Here is a 20,802-nt window from a genome sequence, read left to right as displayed (position 1 = left end):
GCGCCCGAACAGAATTCATCAGACTCGCGCTTTACTGGGGATCTGCATTCTGGTGTTTCTTTCATGCGGGCTTTTTGGCTTTTTCTTATCTTCCTTTTCAGCGTACCTGCCAGCTTCGCCGAACAGCGTTGTGACGCTCACGTACCGGTGCAGCGCGCCGAGCTAGGTGCGGTCAGCCTGGTGTACCAGAGCGTGGGCGCGCCGCGTGATCCGGCCTTGCTACTGGTCATGGGGCTGGGCGGGCAACTGATCCACTGGCCGGACGATGTGGTCGAGGCATTGTGTCGCCAAGGTTTCAGGGTTATCCGCTACGACAACCGCGATGTCGGGCTGTCACGCTGGAACCAGGTGCCGCCGTCGGCAAACCTGACGGTGGAGCTGCTGCGTTACAAGCTGGGCTTGCCAGTGGCGGCGCCTTATACGCTGACCGACATGGCAGACGATGGCTTACGCCTGATGGACGCCTTGGGGGTGCGCCAGTTTCATGTACTGGGCGTGAGCATGGGCGGCATGATCGCCCAGCACCTGGCAGCCATGGCTCCCGAGCGCGTGCGCAGCCTGACGTTGGTCATGTCCAGTTCCGGGGCGGCGGGGTTGCCGGCGCCGGCCCCGGCGCTGGTACAGTTGCTGGCCCGGCGTAGTGCGCCAAACCGCGAGGTGGCCATCGAGCAGCAGGCCGACCTGCTGGCGGCGTTGGGCAGCCCAGAGGTGCGGGACGACCGCGCCGTGTTGCTGCACCAGGCAGCGGTGGCTTACGACCGGGCGTTCAATCCGGACGGGGCCAAGCGCCAGATCATGGCGATCCTGGCCGAGCCAAGCCGCGTCGAGCTATTGAACCAGTTGAGGGTGCCGACCCTGGTGGTGCACGGCACGGCTGACCCGTTGCTGCCGGTGATGCATGGTGTGCACCTGGCGGCGCATATTCAAGGCAGCCAGCTGCGCTTGATACCAGGGCTGGCACACCGCTTCCAGGAGCCGTTCAAAGCGCCGCTGCTGGGGGCTGTGTTGCCTTATCTGCAAGCGCATCGGCAGGATGTCACGCATATCGCAGGGCTCTGAAACCCGCGCGGATATCAATCAGTGCATCCGCACCCACAAGGTCACCAGCACGGTCGCGGCCATCAGCCAGGCCACCGTGGCCAGTGCCAGCGATGCCTCCAGGCGCAGGCGGTCAACCAGTACATACAGGGTCGCCAGGTACACGAAATACGGAATGATCGACCACATGCCGAACAGGATGGTGGTCTTCAGGTCGGCAATGCTGCGCCCCTTGCCAACAATGTAATGGGCAATCAGGGCAAAAGTGGGGAACAGCGGCACCAGCCCGGCGATGTAATAGTTACGCGTCTTTGACAGCACCGCCAGCAGCAGTACCACACCAGCGCCCAAGGCCGCTTTGAATACCAGATCCACGTTGTTATTCCAGTTTGGGTTGAGGTCAGCCGAGGCCGTATTTCTTCACTTTGTCGAACAACGTGGTCTTGGCCATGCCCAGCTCCTGGCTGGCTTGGCTCAGGTTGCCCCCGGTGCGTTGCAGGGCGTCGCTGAGCAGGTTGCGTTCAAACGCTTCCACCGCCTCGGCAAAGCCCAAACCTTGGCTGGCGCCACCGCTGGGGCCTTTCTTGAACGCCGGCAGGCCAAGGGCATAGCGTTCGGCCACGTTGCGCAACTCGCGCACATTGCCCGGCCAATCGTGGGCCATCAGGCGCGACAAGGTCTGACTGTCCAGCGTCGGGGTTTCCCGGTCGAAGCGCAGGGCCGACTGCTGGAGGAAGTGTTCGAACAGTTGCAGGATGTCTTCGCGGCGCTCGCGCAGTGGCGGCAGTTCCAGGGTGACCACGTTCAGCCGGTAATACAGGTCGCTGCGGAACTGGCCGCTCTGGCCCATGCTGTCGAGGTCGGCCTTGGTCGCGGCAATTACCCGGCAATCCACCGGGATGCTCTGGTTAGAGCCCAATCGTTCCAGGGTACGTTCCTGCAGCACGCGCAGCAGCTTGATCTGCAGGTTGATCGGCATGCTCTCGACTTCATCGAGGAACAGCGTGCCGCCGTTGGCGTGCTCGATCTTGCCGATGCGGCGTTTGCCGGCGCCGGTGAAGGCGTTGGCCTCATGGCCAAAAATCTCGCTTTCGAACAGGTTTTCCGGCAGGCCGCCACAGTTCAGCGCCACGAACGGTTGGCTCTGGCGGCGGCTGAAGTCGTGCAGGCAGCGTGCGACCAGCTCTTTCCCGGTACCGGTTTCGCCTTCGATCAGCACGTTGGCTGAGGTATCGGCGACGTTGGCGATCAGTTCGCGCAAGTGCTCCATGGCGGGGGAACGGCCAATGATGCGGCCCTCAAGGCTGCTCTGTCCGGCCAGTTGGCGCCGTAGGGCCACCACTTCTCGCGACAGCCCGCGTTGCTCCAGTGCGCGGCGCACCACATCGACCAGGCGCTCGGGGGAGAACGGTTTTTCCATGAAGTCGTAGGCGCCGTTACGCATGGCGCCGACGGCCATGTCGATATCGCCATGGCCGGTGATCAGCACCACCGGCAGGCTGCGATCACGGGCCTTCAGGCGGTTGAGCAGTTCCAGGCCGTCAATGCCCGGCAGGCGGATGTCACTGACGACAATGCCGGCGAAATCGTCGCCGATGCGTTCCAGCGCCTGTTCGGCGCTGCCCACGCCTTCGCAGGCGATATCTTCCAGCGCCAGCGCCTGCTGGCAGCCGAGCAGCACATGCGGGTCGTCTTCGACGATCAGTACGGTAAGAGGCGCTTGGTTCATGGGTGCTCTGCCGATTCGCTAGGGGGAGAAACCAGGGGCAAGGCCAGGACGAAGGCCGTGCCGCCAGTGGCGGGGTGCTCGACGTTGAGGCTGCCCTTGGCGGCGGCGGCAAGGCTCGCCGACAAGGTCAGGCCCAGGCCCAGGCCATGTTCGCCCGGTTTGGTGGTGAAGAAAGGTTCGAACAGGTGCTTGCGCGCCTCGGCATCGATGCCGTGGCCATTGTCGCGCACCTGCAAGCGGTACTTGTCGCCCTGCAGTTCGCCTTCCAGCCATAGCTCGGGCAGCGGTTGCGCGGCCATGGCATCAAGCGCGTTGCCGATCAGGTTGACCAGAATCTGTTCGAGGCGCGTCTGGTCGATAGCCAGCTGCTGGTCGTCGAACTGGTGGTGCAACTGCAAATGGCAGGCGCTGATGCGGTTGGCCAATACTTGCAAGGTCGCCTCCACCGCCTTGGCCAGCGAGGCCTGGCCGCTGTCATCGCCGCGCCGGGCGAAGGAGCGCAGGCTGGCGGTGATGCGGCCCATGCGGTCAATCAGGTCGTTCATGGTGCGCAGGTTGGTGCTGGCGGTTTCCAGTGCCCCACGTTCGAGGAAACGCACCGTGTTGCCAGACAAGGTGCGCAACGCGGCCAGCGGCTGGTTCAGCTCATGGGCGATACTGGTGGACATTTGCCCGATGGCCGCCAGCTTACCGGCCTGCACCAACTCATCCTGGGCGTGGCGCAAGGTTTGCTCGGCATGCCGGCGCTCGCGAATTTGCCCCTTCAGGCGTTCGTTGCTGGCACGCAGGTCGGCGGTGCGCTCGGCAATCCGCCGCTCCAGCTGGCTATTCGCTTCCTCAAGGGCTTCACGGGCTGCCAGGCGGGTGGCGATGACCTTGCGTCGCTCGTTCCAGGCGATGCCGAGGATCGCCAGCAAGGCGAACGCCACGCCCACCAGGATGCCCTGCACCATGGACTCGCGGCGCAGGTCCTGCAGCGGGGTCAGCAGGGTGAAATGCCAGGGTGTATCCACCAGGCGACGGGTCTGCGCCAGGTAGGCAACCTCGTGGGGTTTGCCTTTTGCGGTTTCGCTGTTGGCCGGGAAGGTCAGTTTTTCCACGCCATCGGCCAGGGTTTCCCGGGCCAGTGGCTGCAACTCGTTCAGCGGCCACCAGTAGTATTGCAGGCTGCGCGCCAGGCGCTCCTTGATTTGCGGGGTCAGCGGGCGCACCGATTTCAGGCGTCGGGCCGGGTCGCTGGAAAGGATGATGATGCCGTTCTCGTCACTGACGAACGCCTCCAGACGGGCACGTTGCCAGCGCTCCTCGAGCGTGTCCAGGCGCACCTTGATCACGGCCACGCCGATGATCTTGCCGTGCTCCTCCAGGCCATGAGCCAGGTAGTAGCCAGCCTCGCCGGTGGTGCTGCCGATGCCATAGAAACGCCCAGGCTCACCGCGCACGGCTGTCTGGAAGTAGGCGCGGAACGACAGGTCTTCACCCAGGAACGAGTCGGCGTCGCGCCAGTTGCTGGTGGCCTGTACCCGGCCATTGGTATCGAGAACGAAGATGGCCCGGCTGCGGCTGCGCCGGTTCAGGCCCTCAAGGTATTCGTTTACCGTTTGCCGTGAGCCGCCGTCCGGGTCGGTGAGCAGGTGCGAGACGCTGTCTTCCAGCTCCAGCAGGCTCGGCAGATAGGTGTACTTGCTGATTTCGCTTTCGACCGTGCGCGCGTGCAGCTCCAGCTGGCGCTCACCGTTTTCGCTGAGGGTGCGAATGCCGTTGCTTTCGCTGATCAGGTAGCCAGCCATTCCCAGGCCGACCATCAGCAGGATGATCAGGGGCGGCAACAGCAATTGGCGGAGCAGGCGGGAATTCACGGCAGGCTTGGCAGGGAGAAGAAGCGAAGGGTCGCATTTCATCACAGTGGCCTTGTCACGACCAGCGCCAACTGCCCGAAAGGGCAGCGGCGCCGACCGGTTCTGTGAAGCAAAATCAGTGTTGCAGGATCTTGCTGAGGAAGTGCTGGGTACGCTCGTGGCGGGCCGACGGGTTGCCGAAGAAGTCTTCCTTCTGGCAGTCCTCGATGATGTTGCCCTTGTCCATGAAGATGACGCGGTTGGCCACTTTGCGGGCGAAGCCCATTTCGTGGGTCACGCACATCATGGTCATGCCTTCGTGGGCCAGCTCGACCATGACGTCCAGTACTTCATTGACCATTTCCGGGTCCAGCGCCGAGGTCGGTTCGTCGAACAGCATGACGATCGGGTCCATCGACAGGGCGCGGGCGATGGCCACACGCTGCTGCTGGCCACCGGAAAGCTGGCCGGGGTGCTTCTTGGCGTGGGCACCGAGGCCGACGCGGTCGAGCAGGGCCAGGCCCTTCTTGGTCGCTTCCGCTTCGCTGCGACCGAGCACCTTGCGCTGGGCAATGGTCAGGTTCTCGGTAATGGACAGGTGCGGGAACAGCTCGAAGTGCTGGAACACCATGCCAACCCGGGAGCGCAGCTTGGGCAGGTTGGTCTTCGGGTCGGCAATCGAGGTGCCATCGACCACGATGTCACCTTTCTGGAAGGGTTCCAGGGCGTTCACGCACTTGATCAGGGTGGACTTGCCCGAACCCGACGGGCCACACACCACCACTACTTCACCCTTCTTGACCTCGGTGCTGCAGTCGGTCAGTACCTGGAAGTCCCCGTACCACTTGTTGACGTTCTTGATGGAAATCATACGGTGATCCTTTTTTGCAGGCGCTTGACCAGCCACGAAGCGGAGAAGCTGATGAGGAAGTACACGACACCGGCGAAGATCAGGAACTCATGGGAGCGCCCTATGATGTCGCCGTTGGAACGTGCCGAGTTGAGGAAGTCCACCAGGCCCACGGTGTACACCAGCGAGGTGTCCTGGAACAGGATGATGCTCTGCTGCAGCAGCAGCGGGGTCATCTTGCGGAAGGCCTGGGGCAGGATGATCAGGCGCATGGTCTGGCCGTAGGTCATGCCCAGGGCCTGGGCTGCGCCCATCTGGCCCTTGGAAATCGACTGCACGCCGGCGCGGACGATTTCGCAGAAGTACGCGGCCTCGAACATCATGAACGCCACCACGCACGAGGTGAAGGCACCCACCGGGGTGTCCTCGCCGGTGATCCAGCGCAGCACGAACGGCACCGCCAGATAGAACCAGGTGATCACCAGCAGCAGCGGGATGGAACGGAAGTAGTTGACGTAGGCGCCGGCCACGTTCGACAGCAGCTTGTTCGACGACAGGCGCATCAGCGCCAGCAGGGTGCCCAGCACGATGCCGCCGACCACGCCCATGACCATCAGTTGCAGGGTCATGACCATGCCTTCCCACAGGGCAGGCAGGGCCGGGATGATTTCGCTGAAATCCATGTCCATTTATTTGCCCCCTACGGAAATCAGGCCTGGCACCGAGACTTTCTTCTCGACCATGCGCATCAGCAGCATGAGGCCCATGTTCAGGGTGAAGTAGATCAGCGTGGCCAGGGTAAAGGCCTCGAACAGGTTGGCCGAGAACTCGGCGGTTTGCTTGGTTTGTGCCAGCAGCTCCATCAGGCCGATCAGTGACGCCACCGAGGAGTTCTTGAACACGTTCAAGAATTCTGACGTGAGCGGCGGAATGATGATCCGGTAGGCTTGCGGCAGCAGCACGTTGGTGTAGATCTGCGGCAGGCTGAAGCCCATGGCACGGGCAGCGGCTTCCTGGCCGCGGGGCAGCGCCTGGATACCGGTACGTACCTGTTCACACACGCGGGCGGCGGTGAACAGGCCCAGGCAGATCACCACGCTGATCAGTGCCGAGGTCGTCGGGTTGAGGTCTTGCTTGAACCATTCCTGCAGGCCTTCGGGCAGCAGGTCCGGTACCAGGAAGTACCAGATGAACAGCTGCACCAGCAGCGGCACGTTGCGGAACAGCTCCACATAGGCGGTCGCGATACCGGATACCACGCGGTTCGGCACGGTACGCATCACACCGAGCACCGAGCCCAGCAGCAAGGCGATGATCCAGGCGGAAATGGCGATGGCGATGGTCCAGCCCAGACCGGTGACGTACCAGTCCAGATAAGTCTCGCTGCCCACGCCGGTGGACTTGAAGAACACGCCCCAGTCCCAGTTGTAATTCATCGGGATTTCCCCTCAGACGGTTGTTTCACGGGCACCTTCGAGCATCCGGGGGCGCTGGGCGCCCTCGGATGAAAGGGTAGACACTAATGTTGCGGCCTGTGGGTTCAATCGTGCGCGGATGCGCATCAGGCCACTAAACGCTGAGGATCAGGACTTCTTCTCGTCCGCTGCCTTGTCGGTCGGCTCGGCGATCAGTTTCTTCAGCTCTTCGCTCATCGGGAACTGCAGGTTCAGGCCCTTTGGCGGGATCGGCTGCTGGAACCACTTGTCGTAGCTCTTGTTGACTTCGCCCGACTTGAAGTAACCGACGATGGCGTCATCGACCGCTTTCTTGAAGGCTGCGTCATCCTTGCGCACCATGCAGCCGTAGATTTCGTACGACTGCGGGGTACCGGTGATGACCCAGTCCGACGGTTTGCGGGCCTTGGCCATTTCGCCGGCGAGCAGGGCGTCGTCCATCATGAAAGCCACGGCGCGGCCGCTTTCGAGCATGTTGAAGGCTTCACCGTGGTCCTTGGCGGAAATCACGTTCATCTTCATCTGCTTGTCGGCGTTCATCGCCTTGAGGATGCGTTCGGACGTGGTGCCCGCGGTGGTTACCACGTTCTTGCCGGCCAGGTCCGGGAAGTCTTTGTATGCCGGCTGACCGTCCTTGACCTTGGTCAGCAGGCGGGTACCGACTTCGAAGATGCCGACCGAGAAGCCGACTTGCTGCTGGCGCTCGACGTTGTTGGTGGTGGAACCGCACTCCAGGTCGACGGTGCCGTTCTGCACCAGCGGGATGCGGGTCTGGGAGGTGACCAGGTTGTAACGGACCTTGATGTCCGTACCCAGTTGCTTCTTCAGGGCGTCGACGACAGCCAACTGGATGTCATGCGAGTAGCCCACGGGCTCGGGCTTGCCGGCCAGGTAGGAAAACGGGATGGAGGAGTCGCGGTGGCCCAGGGTGATGGTGCCCGATTCCTTGATCTTCTTCAGGGTGCCGGTCAGTTCTTCGGCCATGGCCGGCGAAGCGATCACAGCGGCCGCGATGGCGGCGCCCAGCAATTGACGAACGATGCGCATCAAATTTTCCTCGACGTGTTTGTTTTTTTTATGGAGCCGTTGGCGGACTCTTTCGTTCAACGAATACCGCAAGAAGCGAGAGCATTCGGCTACCAAGTGTAGAGCATGAGTCGTGCCAAGCTCTGACATCGATCATAACGCCCCGGAAAAAGGCGCAATCGAGTTTTTTCTTACCGATTGTGAGGCGTTTTTCGATCGGCTTTCCGAATGAGTGATCGGTAGTGTGTTCGGTTATCCGAACGGGTGATTTTTTATGGGGCTTGAGAACTAATTACCACTTTGTCGGCTGTCGCTGAGGGACTCTCGCTTTCTTTTTCGAGGCGAGCCAATGAGCGCAGCAAATAGCAAATTGTTTCCACCCGCGTCCGTAGACGCCTTGATCGTCCGGCAGCTGCCGGATTGGGTCAAGACTACAGCCAGCGAGTCCCTCCAGCAGTTTCACCAGGCCTTGAAGCAGGAGCAGAAAGCAGCCGAGCAACTCCGGCAAGTGTTCGCCGGCATTCCGGGGCTTGATGAATTTGCACAACCCTTGCTTGAGGCGCAATTGCGCAAGGAGTTCAACATCAGGGTGGATACCCGCACGGCTTTGCTGTGTACGGTGGTGAAGAGGGAATTCCCAAGCATTTTTCCTCTTCCGCCCATTGTGGCTACGGTTCGCACATCGTCCATTCCGTTGTTATCGGCGGCACTGCACAATTTTGCCTTGGAGGAGCTGGAAGCTCGGCCGAGGGTGCGTCGAAAGCTCGAGCGCGCGTCGGGTACGCCTTTGCAGGTTTCATTTGTTCAGTTCGCCAAGCTTTGTCGGGCGCTGGATATCGGTGCGCGCTACCAGGCGCTGTTGCATCAACATTTGTTCCCTGTTGACGCTAAAGGGGAGGTTGCAGGTCAGCGTCGAAAGCATGTCGAAGCGTTGTTTGAAGAATCGATGCGCGCCGCAATGGAGGCAGCGGTGCGTTATGCAGCCATCAAGGGGCACATCGATGAAAGCAGCTATCTGCGGATGTTGAGGGTTTTCACCCCCAAGCCAATCGTGCCGGCAGATACATCAGTGCTCAAGCATCGGCAACTGTATGTGCTGGGCAAGGCCGCGCAAGGGGTGGTGGCCATTGAAGCCTGGGATGAGAAGCGCTTCACGTTACTCGAAATTGTCGTCTGGATACCCGGTGACCCTGTCCAGGCGGTAAGGCGATTTGCATCATGGGCGTCTTTGTACAAGGCGCTCGGGCTGAACTTACGAAGCCCGGGCTACCGCCAGTTCTTCAGCAGGTTTATCGCGGAGCAGGAACGCGTTGCGTTCATGATGACCCTCGACCGCTTGCAGGCGGCCACCAAAGCAGGCCGGGCGTTGGAGCTTGATGGCCGTCACGTCCAGATCAGCGAGCCCCTGTTTATCTACCTGCGTGCCCGGTGCATCCAGAAAATCATCGATGACGCACAAGCGTTGGCCGTACCGACCGGGGTCGAGGACGCAGCGGCTCGCACAGAACGTTTAAGCAGCTACGAAAATGTCGGGCTGACCTTGTTAGGGCTGGCAGGGCTGTTCGTACCCGTGTTGGGGGAGGTGATGCTTGGAATCACAGCGTTGCAGATTGCTGACGAGGTCTATGAAGGTTATGAAGATTGGCAGATAGGTGATCGTGAAGCGGCGCTGGGGCACCTGTTTTCAGTGGCAGAAACATTGGCAGTAGGTGCAGTTGTGGGCGGCGTTTCCGCTGCCGGGAGCAAGGTGCTTGAACGTATAGCCTTTGTCGATGATCTGACACCCATTGTGGCCAGTGGTCGGGTCAAGCTGTGCTCCAACGATCTGTCGTCTTACAAAACGGTGCATCAGGGCCAATCTTTCGTGGGGAAAATTCACCCGGATGAATCTGGCTGGCATTTGCATAAGCAGGAAGGCACGTACCCGCTGGCCCGTTCAGATGACGGAACGCAATTGTTGATACGTCACCCCTCTCGTGAAAACCGTTATCGCCCTAGGCTTGAGCCCACGGAGGGAGGAACCTGGCGGCACGGGCTAGAGCGTCCAGAGACCTGGGCAGAAGACCTGCTGCTGCTGCGACGGCTGGCTGATGAGTATGCCGGTGTCACTCAGCAACAGGCTACCGCGGTGCTCGATAGCACAGGGTTCGATGAAGCGCGATTGAGGCAACTGAACCTGGAGAATGCACCTGTGCCCGCACGCTTGGCGGATGCCATGGAGCGCTATCGACTTCACGAATTACATCCCGACATGACACCGAGCAACGTTGAGCTGATGGTTGCCAAGGGCCAGGAAGCCGACGACGCACCAGAAACGCTGCTACGGCGGGATTTTCCGGGGCTCACGGCGCGGGGGGCGCAGGAGATATGCAGCCAGGTCAGCAGCCAGGTACTTGAGCAACTCGAGAGTTCGGGCAAAGTACCTTTGGTTATGGCAGAGCGAGTCCGCTGGTTTTTGCGCGACAGCCGCCTGGACCGCGCCTGTGCCGGTCTGCGCCAGTGGCAGGCTGTCTGCGAGGATACGGAGAAGCTGGCGCTCGGCCTGGTGCATGAATTGGCGCCTTGGCCGGCGTCTCATCGTGTAGAGCTGCGCTCAGGATCCATTCAAGGCCCGCTCGTTGGCCGGGCGGGTGCCGAATCTGCGCAGAAGGTGATCTACCTTGTTCGGGACGAAGGTGCTTACACCGTTCATATGCCGGATGCCCCTCAACCCGATACCCCCACCGACCTCACGCTTATGCGCGCATTGTTACTCAGCATGAGCGACGATCAGAAGCTTCGTGTGGGCGGTTCAGCATCAAGTGAGTCGCAATTGAGCGACACATTGGCGACCCATGCGCGAGAGCATCGGGCATTGGCGTCACGGTTGATTGGGCAGGTTGAAATGGTGAGCGGCGTGAGGCCGCCGATCCGCTTCGGTGATGGGCGCATAGGCTACCCACTTAGCGGTCGTGGAGAGAGCTCAGGGCAAGCAGCGAGGCGTGGAATCAGGCAGATATTTCCAACACTTGATGACAATGAGGTACAGCAGTACCTGCTTGATTGCATTGCAGCGGGTAGAGACCCATGGTCGGATTATGAGTTGTTGCATCGCCAATGGTTGGAATTGCGGCGGGCATTACAGTTTTGGCGCGCCGAAGCCTCGGTCAGGGATTACTTGCGTCGGACCCGGGTGATGAACGCGGTGCGCCGTTGCTGGCGGCGCAAGATCGGACGCACAGCGAATGGCACGTACACGTTGGAAATCCGCGGCGAGCGGGTGACAGACTTGCCTGAACTACCGGGTGAGGTCAGCTTTGATCACGTGACCCGGTTGGTGCTGCGGGACATGAATCTGGCTACTGTCGACAGCGATTTTCTGAGGCGTTTCCCAAATCTTGAATACCTGGACCTGCGAGAAAACCGTCTTCCATCCATTCCTGCTGGCGTCTCTGCGCTGCCCCGGTTACGCGAATTGCGGCTGGACCATAATCAGATCGTAATGACAGTGGGGGACGCTTCCAGGCTGAACTTGCTAGTCAATCTGGAGCGACTCGAGCTCAATCATAATCCGCTGGGGCAGGCACCACAGGTAAGGGCTTTGCCCCATTTGCAGCAGCTAGGACTTCGTTCTACAGGGCTAACTACATTCCCGGCCGACATTCAACAATTGCCGTGGCGGGGTAGGGCGGACTTCCGAAATAACCAGCTCCGCCGAATCAACGAAGACCTTGAAGGCCTGCGGGTACGCTTGCAGCAAGTAGCCGTTCACGATAACCCGCTGGACGAAGCGAGCGACCGCCTGTTGCAGCCACAGCCTGAACCTTCGAACAGTGCAGACCACGTTAGCCAGCCTGGCCCGAGCTATCGTCAACATGTACTCGCTCAGGCAGAACTTTCCAGCTGGCTTGCCGGCTCCACCGGTGTGCAGCGACTCACACGTGAAACGTCATGGGACAACTTGCGTGCCGAGCCCGGCTCGGCCGACTTTTTTCGTTTCCTGACCGACTTTTCCCATTCTCCGGATTACCTGAAATATCCGGCATTTTATCGTGCACGTGTATGGGCGATCATCGAGGCATGTGAGCAGAACACGGAACTGCGCGAGTTGCTCTTCGAGCAGGCAGGTGGCATTGCAACGTGTGAGGATCGTCTGCTGTGGGTGTTCAGCCAGATGGAAGTCAGGGCCTTGATCCACTCCCAGACCGCAGGTTCTGCAGAAATGATGAGCGAGCGCTCATTGTTGAGATTGGGCCGTTCGATATACCGGCTGCAGGAAGTCGACCGGGTAGCAGCGCGAAAACTGCAACGGCTAAGGGACCTGTTCAAGGGGCAGCCGGCCCGTCTCGATAGAATCGACGATGTTGAAACCTACCTTGCTTACCGGATCCGGTTGGCATCGCCACTGCAATTGGTGGGTCAACCCGTGCGCATGCATTATGAAGCCGAGTCCTTGGTGACGGCGGCAGACATCAACGCGGCCCGGCTCGAGATACTGGAAGGCGAGACTCAAGCACGCCTGGTCGACTCACTCGTGGTCCAGGACTATTGGCAAGAATACTTACGTGCCACTTACAGCCGTCGTTTCAAAGAGCTGGTCGATGCAAAACAGTCCGACTTGGCGCTTGCTGACGAGCGGCTTGCGCGCGAAGAAATGACTGAGGGGGACTATTTGGTTGTCTGTAAGGAGCTCAAGTCGAATCTGGAAGACGCAGAGCGTGAGCTGATCAGGTGTTTAACCGAAGAGGCTTTCGAGCGCTGGCCACTCTGAACTGCCCCGGCCACGATCGCCCCACTGCTCAGGCGCTGGCGTGTGCAGTGGGGCATTGTCTCATGCGGCCCGTTCGTTTTCGTTACCAGGCGCAGCCTGCTTCAGGAACTCCTGCAACGCTAGTTGCTCGGCGCTGGAGGTGAACAGCCCCAGCTTGGTTCGCCGCCACAGAATATCGTCGGCAGTCACTGCCCATTCCTCGGCACGAAGGTAATTGACTTCACAGGCGAACAGACCGCCGCCCAATGATTGCCCCAGGCCTTCAGGCCCCGAGAGGCCTTCCAGCAAGCGCCAGACACGACTGCCGTACGTGGTAGCCCAGCGTTGCGCGATAGCCACTGGCAGCCAAGGGTGGCGTGTTAACACTTCTTCTACTAGCGATTGCACCGATGTCATGTGCTCACCGCCTGGCAAGGGAGCAGTTGCGGTCCAACTGCCGCGCATCTGCGCGAAGAAGGGTTTGAGTTCGCCCATGGCCGACTCTGCCAATTTGCGGTAGGTGGTGAGCTTGCCGCCAAAGACCGACAGCAAGGGTGCCTGCCCTTCGCCGGCAGACAACGCCAGGGTGTAGTCGCGGGTCACGGCCGAAGGGTTGTCCGATTCGTCATTGCACAGCGGGCGAACACCCGAGTAGGTGTGCAGGATGTCGGTACGGCTGAGCTGATGATTGAAGTGCTGGTTGACTACCTTGAGCAGGTAGTCGGTTTCGCCTTCGGTGATTTTCACCTGCGCCGGGTCGCCGCTGTATTCGCGGTCGGTGGTGCCGATCAGGGTGAAACGCTCCAGGTACGGGATGCAGAAGACGATGCGCTGGTCTTCGTTCTGCAGGATGTAAGCATGTTCGCCTTCGTACAGGCGCGGTACGATGAGGTGGCTGCCCTGGATCAGGCGGATACCGTAGGGGGCGTCAAGCTTGAGGTCGTCCTTGATGAAGCTGGCGACCCATGGGCCGGCGGCGTTCACCAGGGCGCGGGCGCGAATGGTCTGCAGGTGGCCGTCGGCATGCTGCAGCTCGACCTGCCACACGCCATCGACACGCTCGGCACGCAGGCAGCGGGTGCGGGTGACGATATCCGCACCGTTTTCTTTAGCCGCCATGGCATTGAGCACCACCAGGCGTGCGTCGTCCACCGCGCAGTCCGCGTATTCGAACCCACGGGTGATTGCCGGCTTGAGCGGGTACCCCGGGCCGAAGCGCAGGCTGCGCGAGGCACCCAGACGCTTGCGCTTGCCCAGGTGGTCATACAGGAACAGGCCTGCACGAATCATCCACGCCGGGCGCAGGTGCGGACGGTGTGGCAACACAAAACGCATCGGTTTGACGATGTGCGGTGCCTTGGCCAGTAGCACTTCGCGTTCAGCCAGCGCTTCACGCACCAGGCGAAACTCGTAGTGCTCCAGGTAGCGCAGGCCGCCGTGGATCAATTTGCTGCTGGCTGACGAGGTGTGTTGGGCCAGGTCGTCCTTCTCGCAAAGAAATACCTTCAGGCCACGCCCAGCGGCGTCGGCAGCGATGCCCACGCCATTGATGCCGCCGCCGATCACGGCGAGGTCATAGCAGTCGGCGAGTGGGGGCTGGGACGAAACGGGCTGGGACACGGGCAAGGCCTCCTGAGGCTGTTCACATCGAATATGAACATCGATGTTCGTTTTCGAAAATACTAGCGCAAGAGAAAGCCGGTCGCCAGTCAGTCTTTATAGAAAAAACTGATCAGATGACAATAAAGTGAACATTTACGAAAATGGCGGGCCGCTTGGCAGCCCGCAGGCGGCTCAAACCACCTCGAGGCGGATCTTGTACTGGTTGAGCAACTGGGTGAGGGTGGTCGTTGGCGCCTGGTCGGTTACCAGGCAATCGACCAGGCTGATCGAACCCAGACGCACCATGGCGTTGCGCCCGAACTTGCTGGAGTCGGCGGCAAGGATCACTTGCCTGGCATTGGCGATGATGGCCTGGGATACCCGCACTTCCTGATAGTCGAAGTCGAGCAGGCTGCCGTCTTCATCGATGCCGCTGATGCCGACCAGGGCGAAGTCGACCTTGAACTGGTTGATGAAGTCGACACTGGCCTGGCCGACCACCCCGCCATCGCGGCGTACCGTGCCACCGGCCACCAGCACTTCGAAGTCATCCTTGGCGGCGAGGATTGCAGCCACATGCAGGTTGTTGGTAATGACCTTCAGGTGGTTGTGATTGAGCAGTGCCCGGGCGATGGATTCGGTGGTGGTGCCAATGTTGATGAACACCGAAGCATGGTCGGGAATCTGCCGGGCTACGGCTTCGGCGATGCGTTGCTTTTCGTCGCGCATCTGGTCGGCACGCATGGCGTAAGCGGTGTTTTCCACGCTCGAGTCGTAGGCCGCGCCACCGTGGTAGCGACGTAGCAAATTGAGTTCGGCCAGCTGGTTGATATCACGGCGGATGGTTTGCGGTGTCACGACGAACAGCTGCGCCATTTCTTCGATACTGACGTAACCGCGCTCACGCACCAGTTCGAGGATTTGTTGTTGGCGGGGGGGCAGATTCATGGGGCGGTCCTTTGGGGCTGCCGGACAAATTCTGCAATGATGCCGTAGGACGCGGATGACGGCCAGTAGACGATTGGGGCCGCGTGGCGGCCCCGATAGGCATTACGCCTCGTGATCTTCCCAGTCACGGGTGCGCTCGACCGCCTTTTTCCAGCCGGCATACAGCTTCTCTTTCTGCGCTTCATCCAGTTGTGGGCTGAATTCGCGCTCGATGATGGCTTTATCGCGCAGCTCGTCCAGGCCACTCCAGAAGCCACAGGCCAGGCCAGCCAGATAGGCGGCGCCCAGCGCTGTGGTTTCGCGCATCTTCGGCCGCTCTACGCAGGTGCCGAGTATGTCGGCCTGGAACTGCATGAGGAAGTTGTTGGCCACCGCACCGCCGTCCACGCGCAGCTCGGACAGGCGCTGGCCGCAATCTTGTTGCATGGCGTCGAGTACATCGCGGGTCTGGTAAGCGATCGACTCCAGTGCGGCGCGGATAATGTGGTCCACCTTCACGCCACGGGTCAGGCCGAACAGCGCGCCACGGGCATACGGGTCCCAGTACGGGGCACCCAGGCCGGTGAAGGCGGGCACCAGATAGACGCCGTTGCTGTCCTTGACCTTGCTGGCGAAGTACTCGGTATCCAAAGCATCGTTGACGATTTTCAGTTCGTCACGCAGCCATTGCACGGTGGAGCCACCGTTGAACACCGCACCCTCCAGCGCATAGGCCACCTCGCCACGCGGGCCGCAGGCGATGGTGGTGAGCAGGCCATGCGACGACGTTACCGCCTTGTCGCCGGTGTTCATCAGCAGGAAGCAGCCGGTGCCGTAGGTGTTCTTGGCCTGGCCTGGCTCCACGCACATCTGGCCAAAGAGTGCCGACTGCTGGTCGCCGGCGATACCGGCGATGGCGATGCCACTCTTGGTGTGGCCGTACACTTCCGAGGACGGGCGCACCTCTGGCAGCATCTGGCGCGGGATGCCGAGGATCTCCAGCAGCTTGTCATCCCACTGCAGGCTGTGGATGTTGAACATCAGTGTGCGCGAGGCATTGGTGTAGTCGGTGACGTGTACCTTGCCGCCGGAGAACTTCCAGATCAGCCAGGTATCGATGGTGCCGAACAGCAGCTCGCCACGCTCGGCGCGTTCGCGGGCGCCCTCGACGTTGTCGAGGATCCACTTCAGCTTGGTGCCAGAGAAGTAGGGGTCGGTGACCAGGCCGGTTGTTTCGCGAATGTAGGCTTCATGCCCGTCACGCTTGAGCTGGGCACAAATTTCGGTACTGCGGCGGCACTGCCAGACGATGGCATTGTACACCGGGCGACCGGTTTCCTTGTCCCATACCACGGTGGTTTCGCGCTGGTTGGTAATGCCCAGTGCGGCGACCTGAGCGTGGCTGATACCGGCCTGGGCCAAGGCTTCGACCATGGTCGCGCTTTGCGTGGCGAAGATCTCCATCGGGTCGTGCTCGACCCAGCCCGCCTGCGGGTAGTGCTGGGCGAACTCGCGCTGGGAGGTACCCACCACATTGGCGTCGCGGTCGAAAATGATCGCCCGCGAACTGGTGGTGCCCTGGTCCAGGGCGATGATGTAGTTCTTATCCTGGGTGTCTGTCATGGTCGTAGGCCTTGCAAAAATAGGGGGTCAGGGCTGGGCGTGATGCCGGCATCAACTGGCTTGAGTATCGCCCTGGCGGATGTCATTTGTCTCAGGGTTCGCGGCAGGTACCGTTGGCAAGTTGCGGGCGATAAGGCCGCGATAGGTCGCGGCACCCACGCAGGCGCCAAGGATCGGTGCGAACACCGGAACCAGGAAATAAGGAATATCCCGCCCGCCAGTGAAGGCGATTTCGCCCCAGCCGGCCAGGAAAGTCATGAGTTTTGGCCCGAAGTCGCGGGCCGGGTTCATCGCGAAGCCGGTCAAGGGGCCCATGGCACTGCCGATCACGGCAATCAGCAGGCCGATCAGCAGCGGTGCCATGGCTCCGCGTGGCAGGCCGTTGTTGTCGTCGGTCAGGGCCATGATCACGGCCATCAGGATGGCGGTGATCACCACTTCCACCAGAAATGCCTGGCCGGTGGACAGCGACGGGTGTGGGTAGGTGGAGAATACCGAGGCCAGCTCCAGGCTGGCTTCGCTACCGCGCAACATGGTGTGGGCCTGTTCGAAATCGAAGAACAGGTTGCTGTACAGGGTATACACCAGCGCTGCCCCACAGAACGCGCCGCACACCTGGGCCAGCATGTAGAAGGGCAGCTTGCGTTTGTCGAAACCGGCAAACAGGGTGAGGGCGATGCTCACGGCCGGGTTCAGGTGCGCGCCGGAAATGCCGGCGGTGAGGTAGATCGCCATGCTCACGCCGACGCCCCAGATGATACTGATTTCCCATAGGCCGAAGCTGGCGCCGGCGACCTTGAGGGCGGCAACGCAGCCGGTACCGAAAAAGATCAACAGGGCGGTGCCGAGGAACTCGGCCAGGCATTGGCTGGACAGCGTGGGTTGGCGTAGAGCAGTCGTCATGTATGACCTCGTTTTTTTTGTTGTGAGGCGCGTGGCGCTCGACAGCAAAGCCCGGTGTCTATCCCCATTGACCCCGGGCAGATGTAGGAAGTGCACCTTATAAGTGCACCATTTATTCAGAAACGAAAAAATATAGACAAGAAACGCTGATGTCAAAGGTCGAAAGTGAACGACCAGTCACGATATGGCCGCTAAAATCGGCCTCGGATCCCCGTGCTAGGGGTGCCCAATTGCGGTGCGCTGGCTGGGATGTGGGAATTGTCCTAAAGTAGCCGCCGAGCCGTCCAAGACCGGAGCCCCTGCATGACCCCCGCCCTAGACCTGTTGAAGAAGCACCGTGCCGAGCACCGCGTGCACAGTTACGAGCATGACCCCAAGTCGGCATCCTACGGCCTGGAGGCAGCAGAAAAGCTGGGGCTCGACCCGCAGCAGGTGTTCAAGACGTTGCTGGCGAGCAGCGAGAAGGGGGAGTTGCTGGTGGCGGTGGTGCCCGTGGTGGGTACTTTGGACCTGAAGGCCCTGGCCCATGCTGCCGGGGTGAAGAAGTGCGAAATGGCCGACCCTGCGGCGGCGCAACGTGCCACGGGTTATCTGGTCGGCGGGATCAGCCCGTTGGGGCAGAAGAAACGTCTGCGGACGTTCATTGATGATTCAGCGCAAAACTTTGCAACCATCCATGTCAGTGCTGGCCGGCGTGGGCTGGAAGTGGAGTTGGCCGCAGCGGTGCTGGCCGAGCATACCCAGGGCAAGTTTGCCGGGATCGGCAGAGGCTGAGTATCTGGGGCCGCAAAGCGGCCCCAAGGGTCTAAAGTCAGGTCGCCGAACTGTATCGACGCACGCCATTCTCCTGCCGAAGCAATTGCGCCGCCACACTGCCCGGCACCGGGAACAGCACCAGGTGATCGGCCTTCACCGCGATCCCCACATCCCCACCCACCTGATGGTCGGCATGGCTGGGGAAAATCGCCTCCAGCTGGCTGCCAGTCGGCAGTTGCAGGCGATACAAGGTCGATGCCCCCAGGAAACTTTTGCCCACGATAGCCGCCCTCAACGGGCTGTCCGGCGCATACACGATATCGTCCGGGCGCAGCAGCACATCCACCGAGCTGCCTGGCGCCATGATGTAGGCACGGTTGCCGCGCAGTTCACCCAGCTCGGTATTGACGGCCTCGTGGCTGCTCATCTGCCCCCGGATGAAGTACCCCTGGCCGATGAAGCTGGCCACGAACGGTGTTTGTGGCTCGTGGTAAAGGTTGTAGGGCGTGTCCCACTGCTCCAGGCGGCCTTCTTTGAACACGCCCACCTGATCGCTGACGGCAAACGCTTCTTCCTGGTCATGGGTCACCAGGATGGCGCTGGTGCCGCGGCTTTTGAGAATGTCGCGAACCTCGTGGCTCAGGCGCCGACGCAGCTCCACGTCAAGGTTGGAGAACGGTTCGTCGAGCAGCAGCAACTGCGGCTCTGGCGCCAGTGCACGGGCCAAAGCGACCCGTTGCTGCTGGCCACCAGACAGCTCATGCGGGTAACGCCCGCCCAGGCCGCCCAGCTTGACCAGTTCGAGCATCTCTTCGATGACGGCGGCCTGGCGCGGGTGCTTGGCGATGCCAAACGCAATGTTCTGCGCCACGGTCAGGTGCGGGAACAGCGCGTAGTCCTGGAACACCATGCCGATCCGGCGCTTTTCCGGGGCCAGGGTGAAGCCAGCGCGGGAGATGACTTCGCCGGCCAGCTGGATTTCACCGTCATGCACCGGCTCGAAGCCGGCAATGGCGCGCAGGGTGGTGGTTTTGCCACAACCGGATGAACCCAGCAGGCAACCGATGTCGCCTGCATTCAGGTGCAGGTTGAGGTTCTGGACGATGCGCTGGTCGCCATAGCCGCAGGCGAGGTTGCGCAGGTTGAGCAATAGGGGTTGACTCATGCGTGGTGGTAAGCCGGTTCTACAAGGAATTCGAGAAGCGCCTTCTGTGCATGCAGGCGGTTTTCAGCTTCGTCCCAGGCGACCGAACGAGGGTCGTCGAGCAGGTCCTGGCTGATTTCCTCGCCACGGTGGGCGGGCAGGCAGTGCATGAAGAGGACATCGGGTGCCGCCAGGTCGAGCAGTTCGCGGGTGACCTGGTAAGGCGCGAAGTGCGCCAGGCGCCGTGCAGTTTCCTCCTCCTGGCCCATGGAAGTCCAGACATCGGTGACCACAAGGTGTGCGCCACGTACGGCTTCCTTGGCGTCACGGATGATCTGCACGCGGTCACCGCCCAGTGCCATGAAGCGTTCATCCGGCTCGTAGCCTTCGGGGCAGGCGATGCGCAGCTGGAAATCGAACTGCCGGGCGGCCTCGATATAGGAGTTGCACATGTTGAAGCCGTCGCCGATCCAGGTCACGGTCTTGCCCTGGATCGAACCGCGGTGTTCCAGGAACGTCTGCATGTCGGCCAGCAGCTGGCACGGGTGCGACTCGTCGGACAGGCCATTGATGACCGGTACGCGCGATTTGGCGGCGAATTCGGTCAGGGTGCTGTGGGCGTGGGTACGGATCATCACCACGTCGACCATGCTCGACAGCACGATGGCGCTGTCGCCGATCGGCTCGCCACGGCCCAGCTGGGTATCGCGCGGCGACAGGAAGATGGCCTGGCCACCGAGCTGGATCATGCCGGCTTCGAACGACACCCGGGTGCGGGTCGAGGACTTCTCGAAGATCATGCCCAATACGCGGTTCTTCAGGGGCTCGAACAGCACGCCTCGCTTGCGCAGGTCCTTCAGCTCGATGCCGCGGCGGATCACCCCGAGCAATTCGTCGGTGGTGAAGTCCAGCAGGGAGAGAAAGTGCCTAGCGCTCATGATTGACTACCTTATCTGCAACGGTATGCAGGTCGACCGTATGGTTTTTTTTGACAACGGGAGTGACCTGCGGCGTAAGCCGCACGGGGCGGACGAAATAGGGAAAGGCGCAATACTATAAGTAAATGTCGCCTCAAGCCAAGGGGGGAAACAGCGGCCTATTCGAAAGGATGTTGCAAAGGGTGTCTTTACCCGCTGGCCGGTGCTGTTTTTTATTTACTACACAGGGTTGTACACGGCTTGCT

General features: G+C 61.1%; 16 protein-coding genes. 3 read left to right on the top strand and 13 right to left on the bottom strand.

The window, feature by feature from the left end:
• Positions 1–63: 63 nt before the first annotated feature.
• The gene (locus tag FHW75_RS15970) at positions 64–1,059 is read left to right on the top strand and encodes an alpha/beta fold hydrolase (RefSeq protein ID WP_025754579.1); all 996 of its coding nucleotides are present in this window, start codon (positions 64–66) and stop codon (positions 1,057–1,059) included.
• Positions 1,060–1,077: 18 nt separating this feature from the next.
• Here the strand turns inward: FHW75_RS15970 and FHW75_RS15965 are convergent, their stop codons facing one another.
• From FHW75_RS15965 to FHW75_RS15935, 7 genes are all read right to left on the bottom strand, one after another.
• Positions 1,078–1,413, bottom strand: a complete 336-nt coding sequence (locus FHW75_RS15965; protein ID WP_025754578.1) for a GlpM family protein — start codon at positions 1,411–1,413, stop codon at positions 1,078–1,080.
• Between the two features lie 25 nt (positions 1,414–1,438).
• Positions 1,439–2,767 carry a sigma-54 dependent transcriptional regulator gene (locus tag FHW75_RS15960; RefSeq protein WP_019096547.1) on the bottom strand — a complete coding sequence of 443 codons (1,329 nt, stop codon included), beginning with the start codon at positions 2,765–2,767 and terminating at the stop codon, positions 1,439–1,441.
• On the bottom strand, positions 2,764–4,668 hold the full coding sequence (locus FHW75_RS15955; protein WP_025754577.1) for an ATP-binding protein: 1,905 nt from the start codon (positions 4,666–4,668) through the stop codon (positions 2,764–2,766). The genes FHW75_RS15960 and FHW75_RS15955 overlap by 4 nt, the downstream gene beginning before the upstream one ends.
• Before the next feature lie 73 nt (positions 4,669–4,741).
• A complete protein-coding gene (locus FHW75_RS15950) occupies positions 4,742–5,476 on the bottom strand; it encodes an amino acid ABC transporter ATP-binding protein (RefSeq protein ID WP_003258023.1) in 735 nt (244 codons plus the stop codon).
• A complete protein-coding gene (locus FHW75_RS15945; protein ID WP_019096549.1) occupies positions 5,473–6,144 on the bottom strand; it encodes an amino acid ABC transporter permease in 672 nt (223 codons plus the stop codon). The genes FHW75_RS15950 and FHW75_RS15945 overlap by 4 nt, the downstream gene beginning before the upstream one ends.
• Entirely contained in the window at positions 6,145–6,891 is a 747-nt protein-coding gene (locus FHW75_RS15940) for an amino acid ABC transporter permease (protein WP_019096550.1), read from the bottom strand.
• A 147-nt stretch (positions 6,892–7,038) separates the two neighbouring features.
• On the bottom strand, positions 7,039–7,956 hold the full coding sequence (locus tag FHW75_RS15935; protein ID WP_016713730.1) for a glutamate/aspartate ABC transporter substrate-binding protein: 918 nt from the start codon (positions 7,954–7,956) through the stop codon (positions 7,039–7,041).
• Between the two features lie 328 nt (positions 7,957–8,284).
• Here FHW75_RS15935 and FHW75_RS15930 point away from each other — a divergent pair, with 328 nt between their 5' ends.
• Positions 8,285–12,685 carry an NEL-type E3 ubiquitin ligase domain-containing protein gene (locus FHW75_RS15930; RefSeq protein ID WP_183674073.1) on the top strand — a complete coding sequence of 1,467 codons (4,401 nt, stop codon included), beginning with the start codon at positions 8,285–8,287 and terminating at the stop codon, positions 12,683–12,685.
• Between the two features lie 60 nt (positions 12,686–12,745).
• Here the strand turns inward: FHW75_RS15930 and glpD are convergent, their stop codons facing one another.
• The 4 genes from glpD to FHW75_RS15910 all read right to left on the bottom strand — a co-directional run bounded on the left by glpD (position 12,746) and on the right by FHW75_RS15910 (position 17,719).
• Positions 12,746–14,284, bottom strand: coding sequence for a glycerol-3-phosphate dehydrogenase (glpD, locus tag FHW75_RS15925; protein WP_025754575.1), 1,539 nt, complete (start codon positions 14,282–14,284; stop codon positions 12,746–12,748).
• A 174-nt stretch (positions 14,285–14,458) separates the two neighbouring features.
• Positions 14,459–15,214 carry a DNA-binding transcriptional repressor GlpR gene (gene glpR, locus FHW75_RS15920; protein WP_016713733.1) on the bottom strand — a complete coding sequence of 252 codons (756 nt, stop codon included), beginning with the start codon at positions 15,212–15,214 and terminating at the stop codon, positions 14,459–14,461.
• A gap of 102 nt (positions 15,215–15,316) precedes the next feature.
• Entirely contained in the window at positions 15,317–16,816 is a 1,500-nt protein-coding gene (glpK, locus tag FHW75_RS15915) for a glycerol kinase GlpK (protein WP_016713734.1), read from the bottom strand.
• A 51-nt stretch (positions 16,817–16,867) separates the two neighbouring features.
• Positions 16,868–17,719: an MIP/aquaporin family protein gene (locus FHW75_RS15910; protein ID WP_027609168.1), complete on the bottom strand. Its 852-nt coding sequence runs from the start codon at positions 17,717–17,719 to the stop codon at positions 16,868–16,870.
• 303 nt (positions 17,720–18,022) lie between these two features.
• Between FHW75_RS15910 and ybaK the strand changes: the two genes are divergently transcribed.
• Complete coding sequence (ybaK, locus tag FHW75_RS15905) at positions 18,023–18,493, top strand: Cys-tRNA(Pro) deacylase (RefSeq protein WP_016488787.1); 471 nt, start codon at positions 18,023–18,025, stop codon at positions 18,491–18,493.
• 37 nt (positions 18,494–18,530) lie between these two features.
• Here the strand turns inward: ybaK and FHW75_RS15900 are convergent, their stop codons facing one another.
• Positions 18,531–19,640, bottom strand: a complete 1,110-nt coding sequence (locus FHW75_RS15900) for an ABC transporter ATP-binding protein (protein WP_025754573.1) — start codon at positions 19,638–19,640, stop codon at positions 18,531–18,533.
• Entirely contained in the window at positions 19,637–20,557 is a 921-nt protein-coding gene (gene argF, locus FHW75_RS15895; protein ID WP_016713738.1) for an ornithine carbamoyltransferase, read from the bottom strand. Before argF ends, FHW75_RS15900 begins: the two co-directional genes overlap by 4 nt.
• Between the last annotated feature and the right edge of the window lie 245 nt (positions 20,558–20,802).

This window comes from Pseudomonas sp. OG7 (assembly GCF_014192825.1).
GTDB lineage: Bacteria > Pseudomonadota > Gammaproteobacteria > Pseudomonadales > Pseudomonadaceae > Aquipseudomonas > Aquipseudomonas monteilii.
Note: the sequence above shows the minus strand (reverse complement) of the source record. Positions and strands in the feature narration are given on the sequence as shown.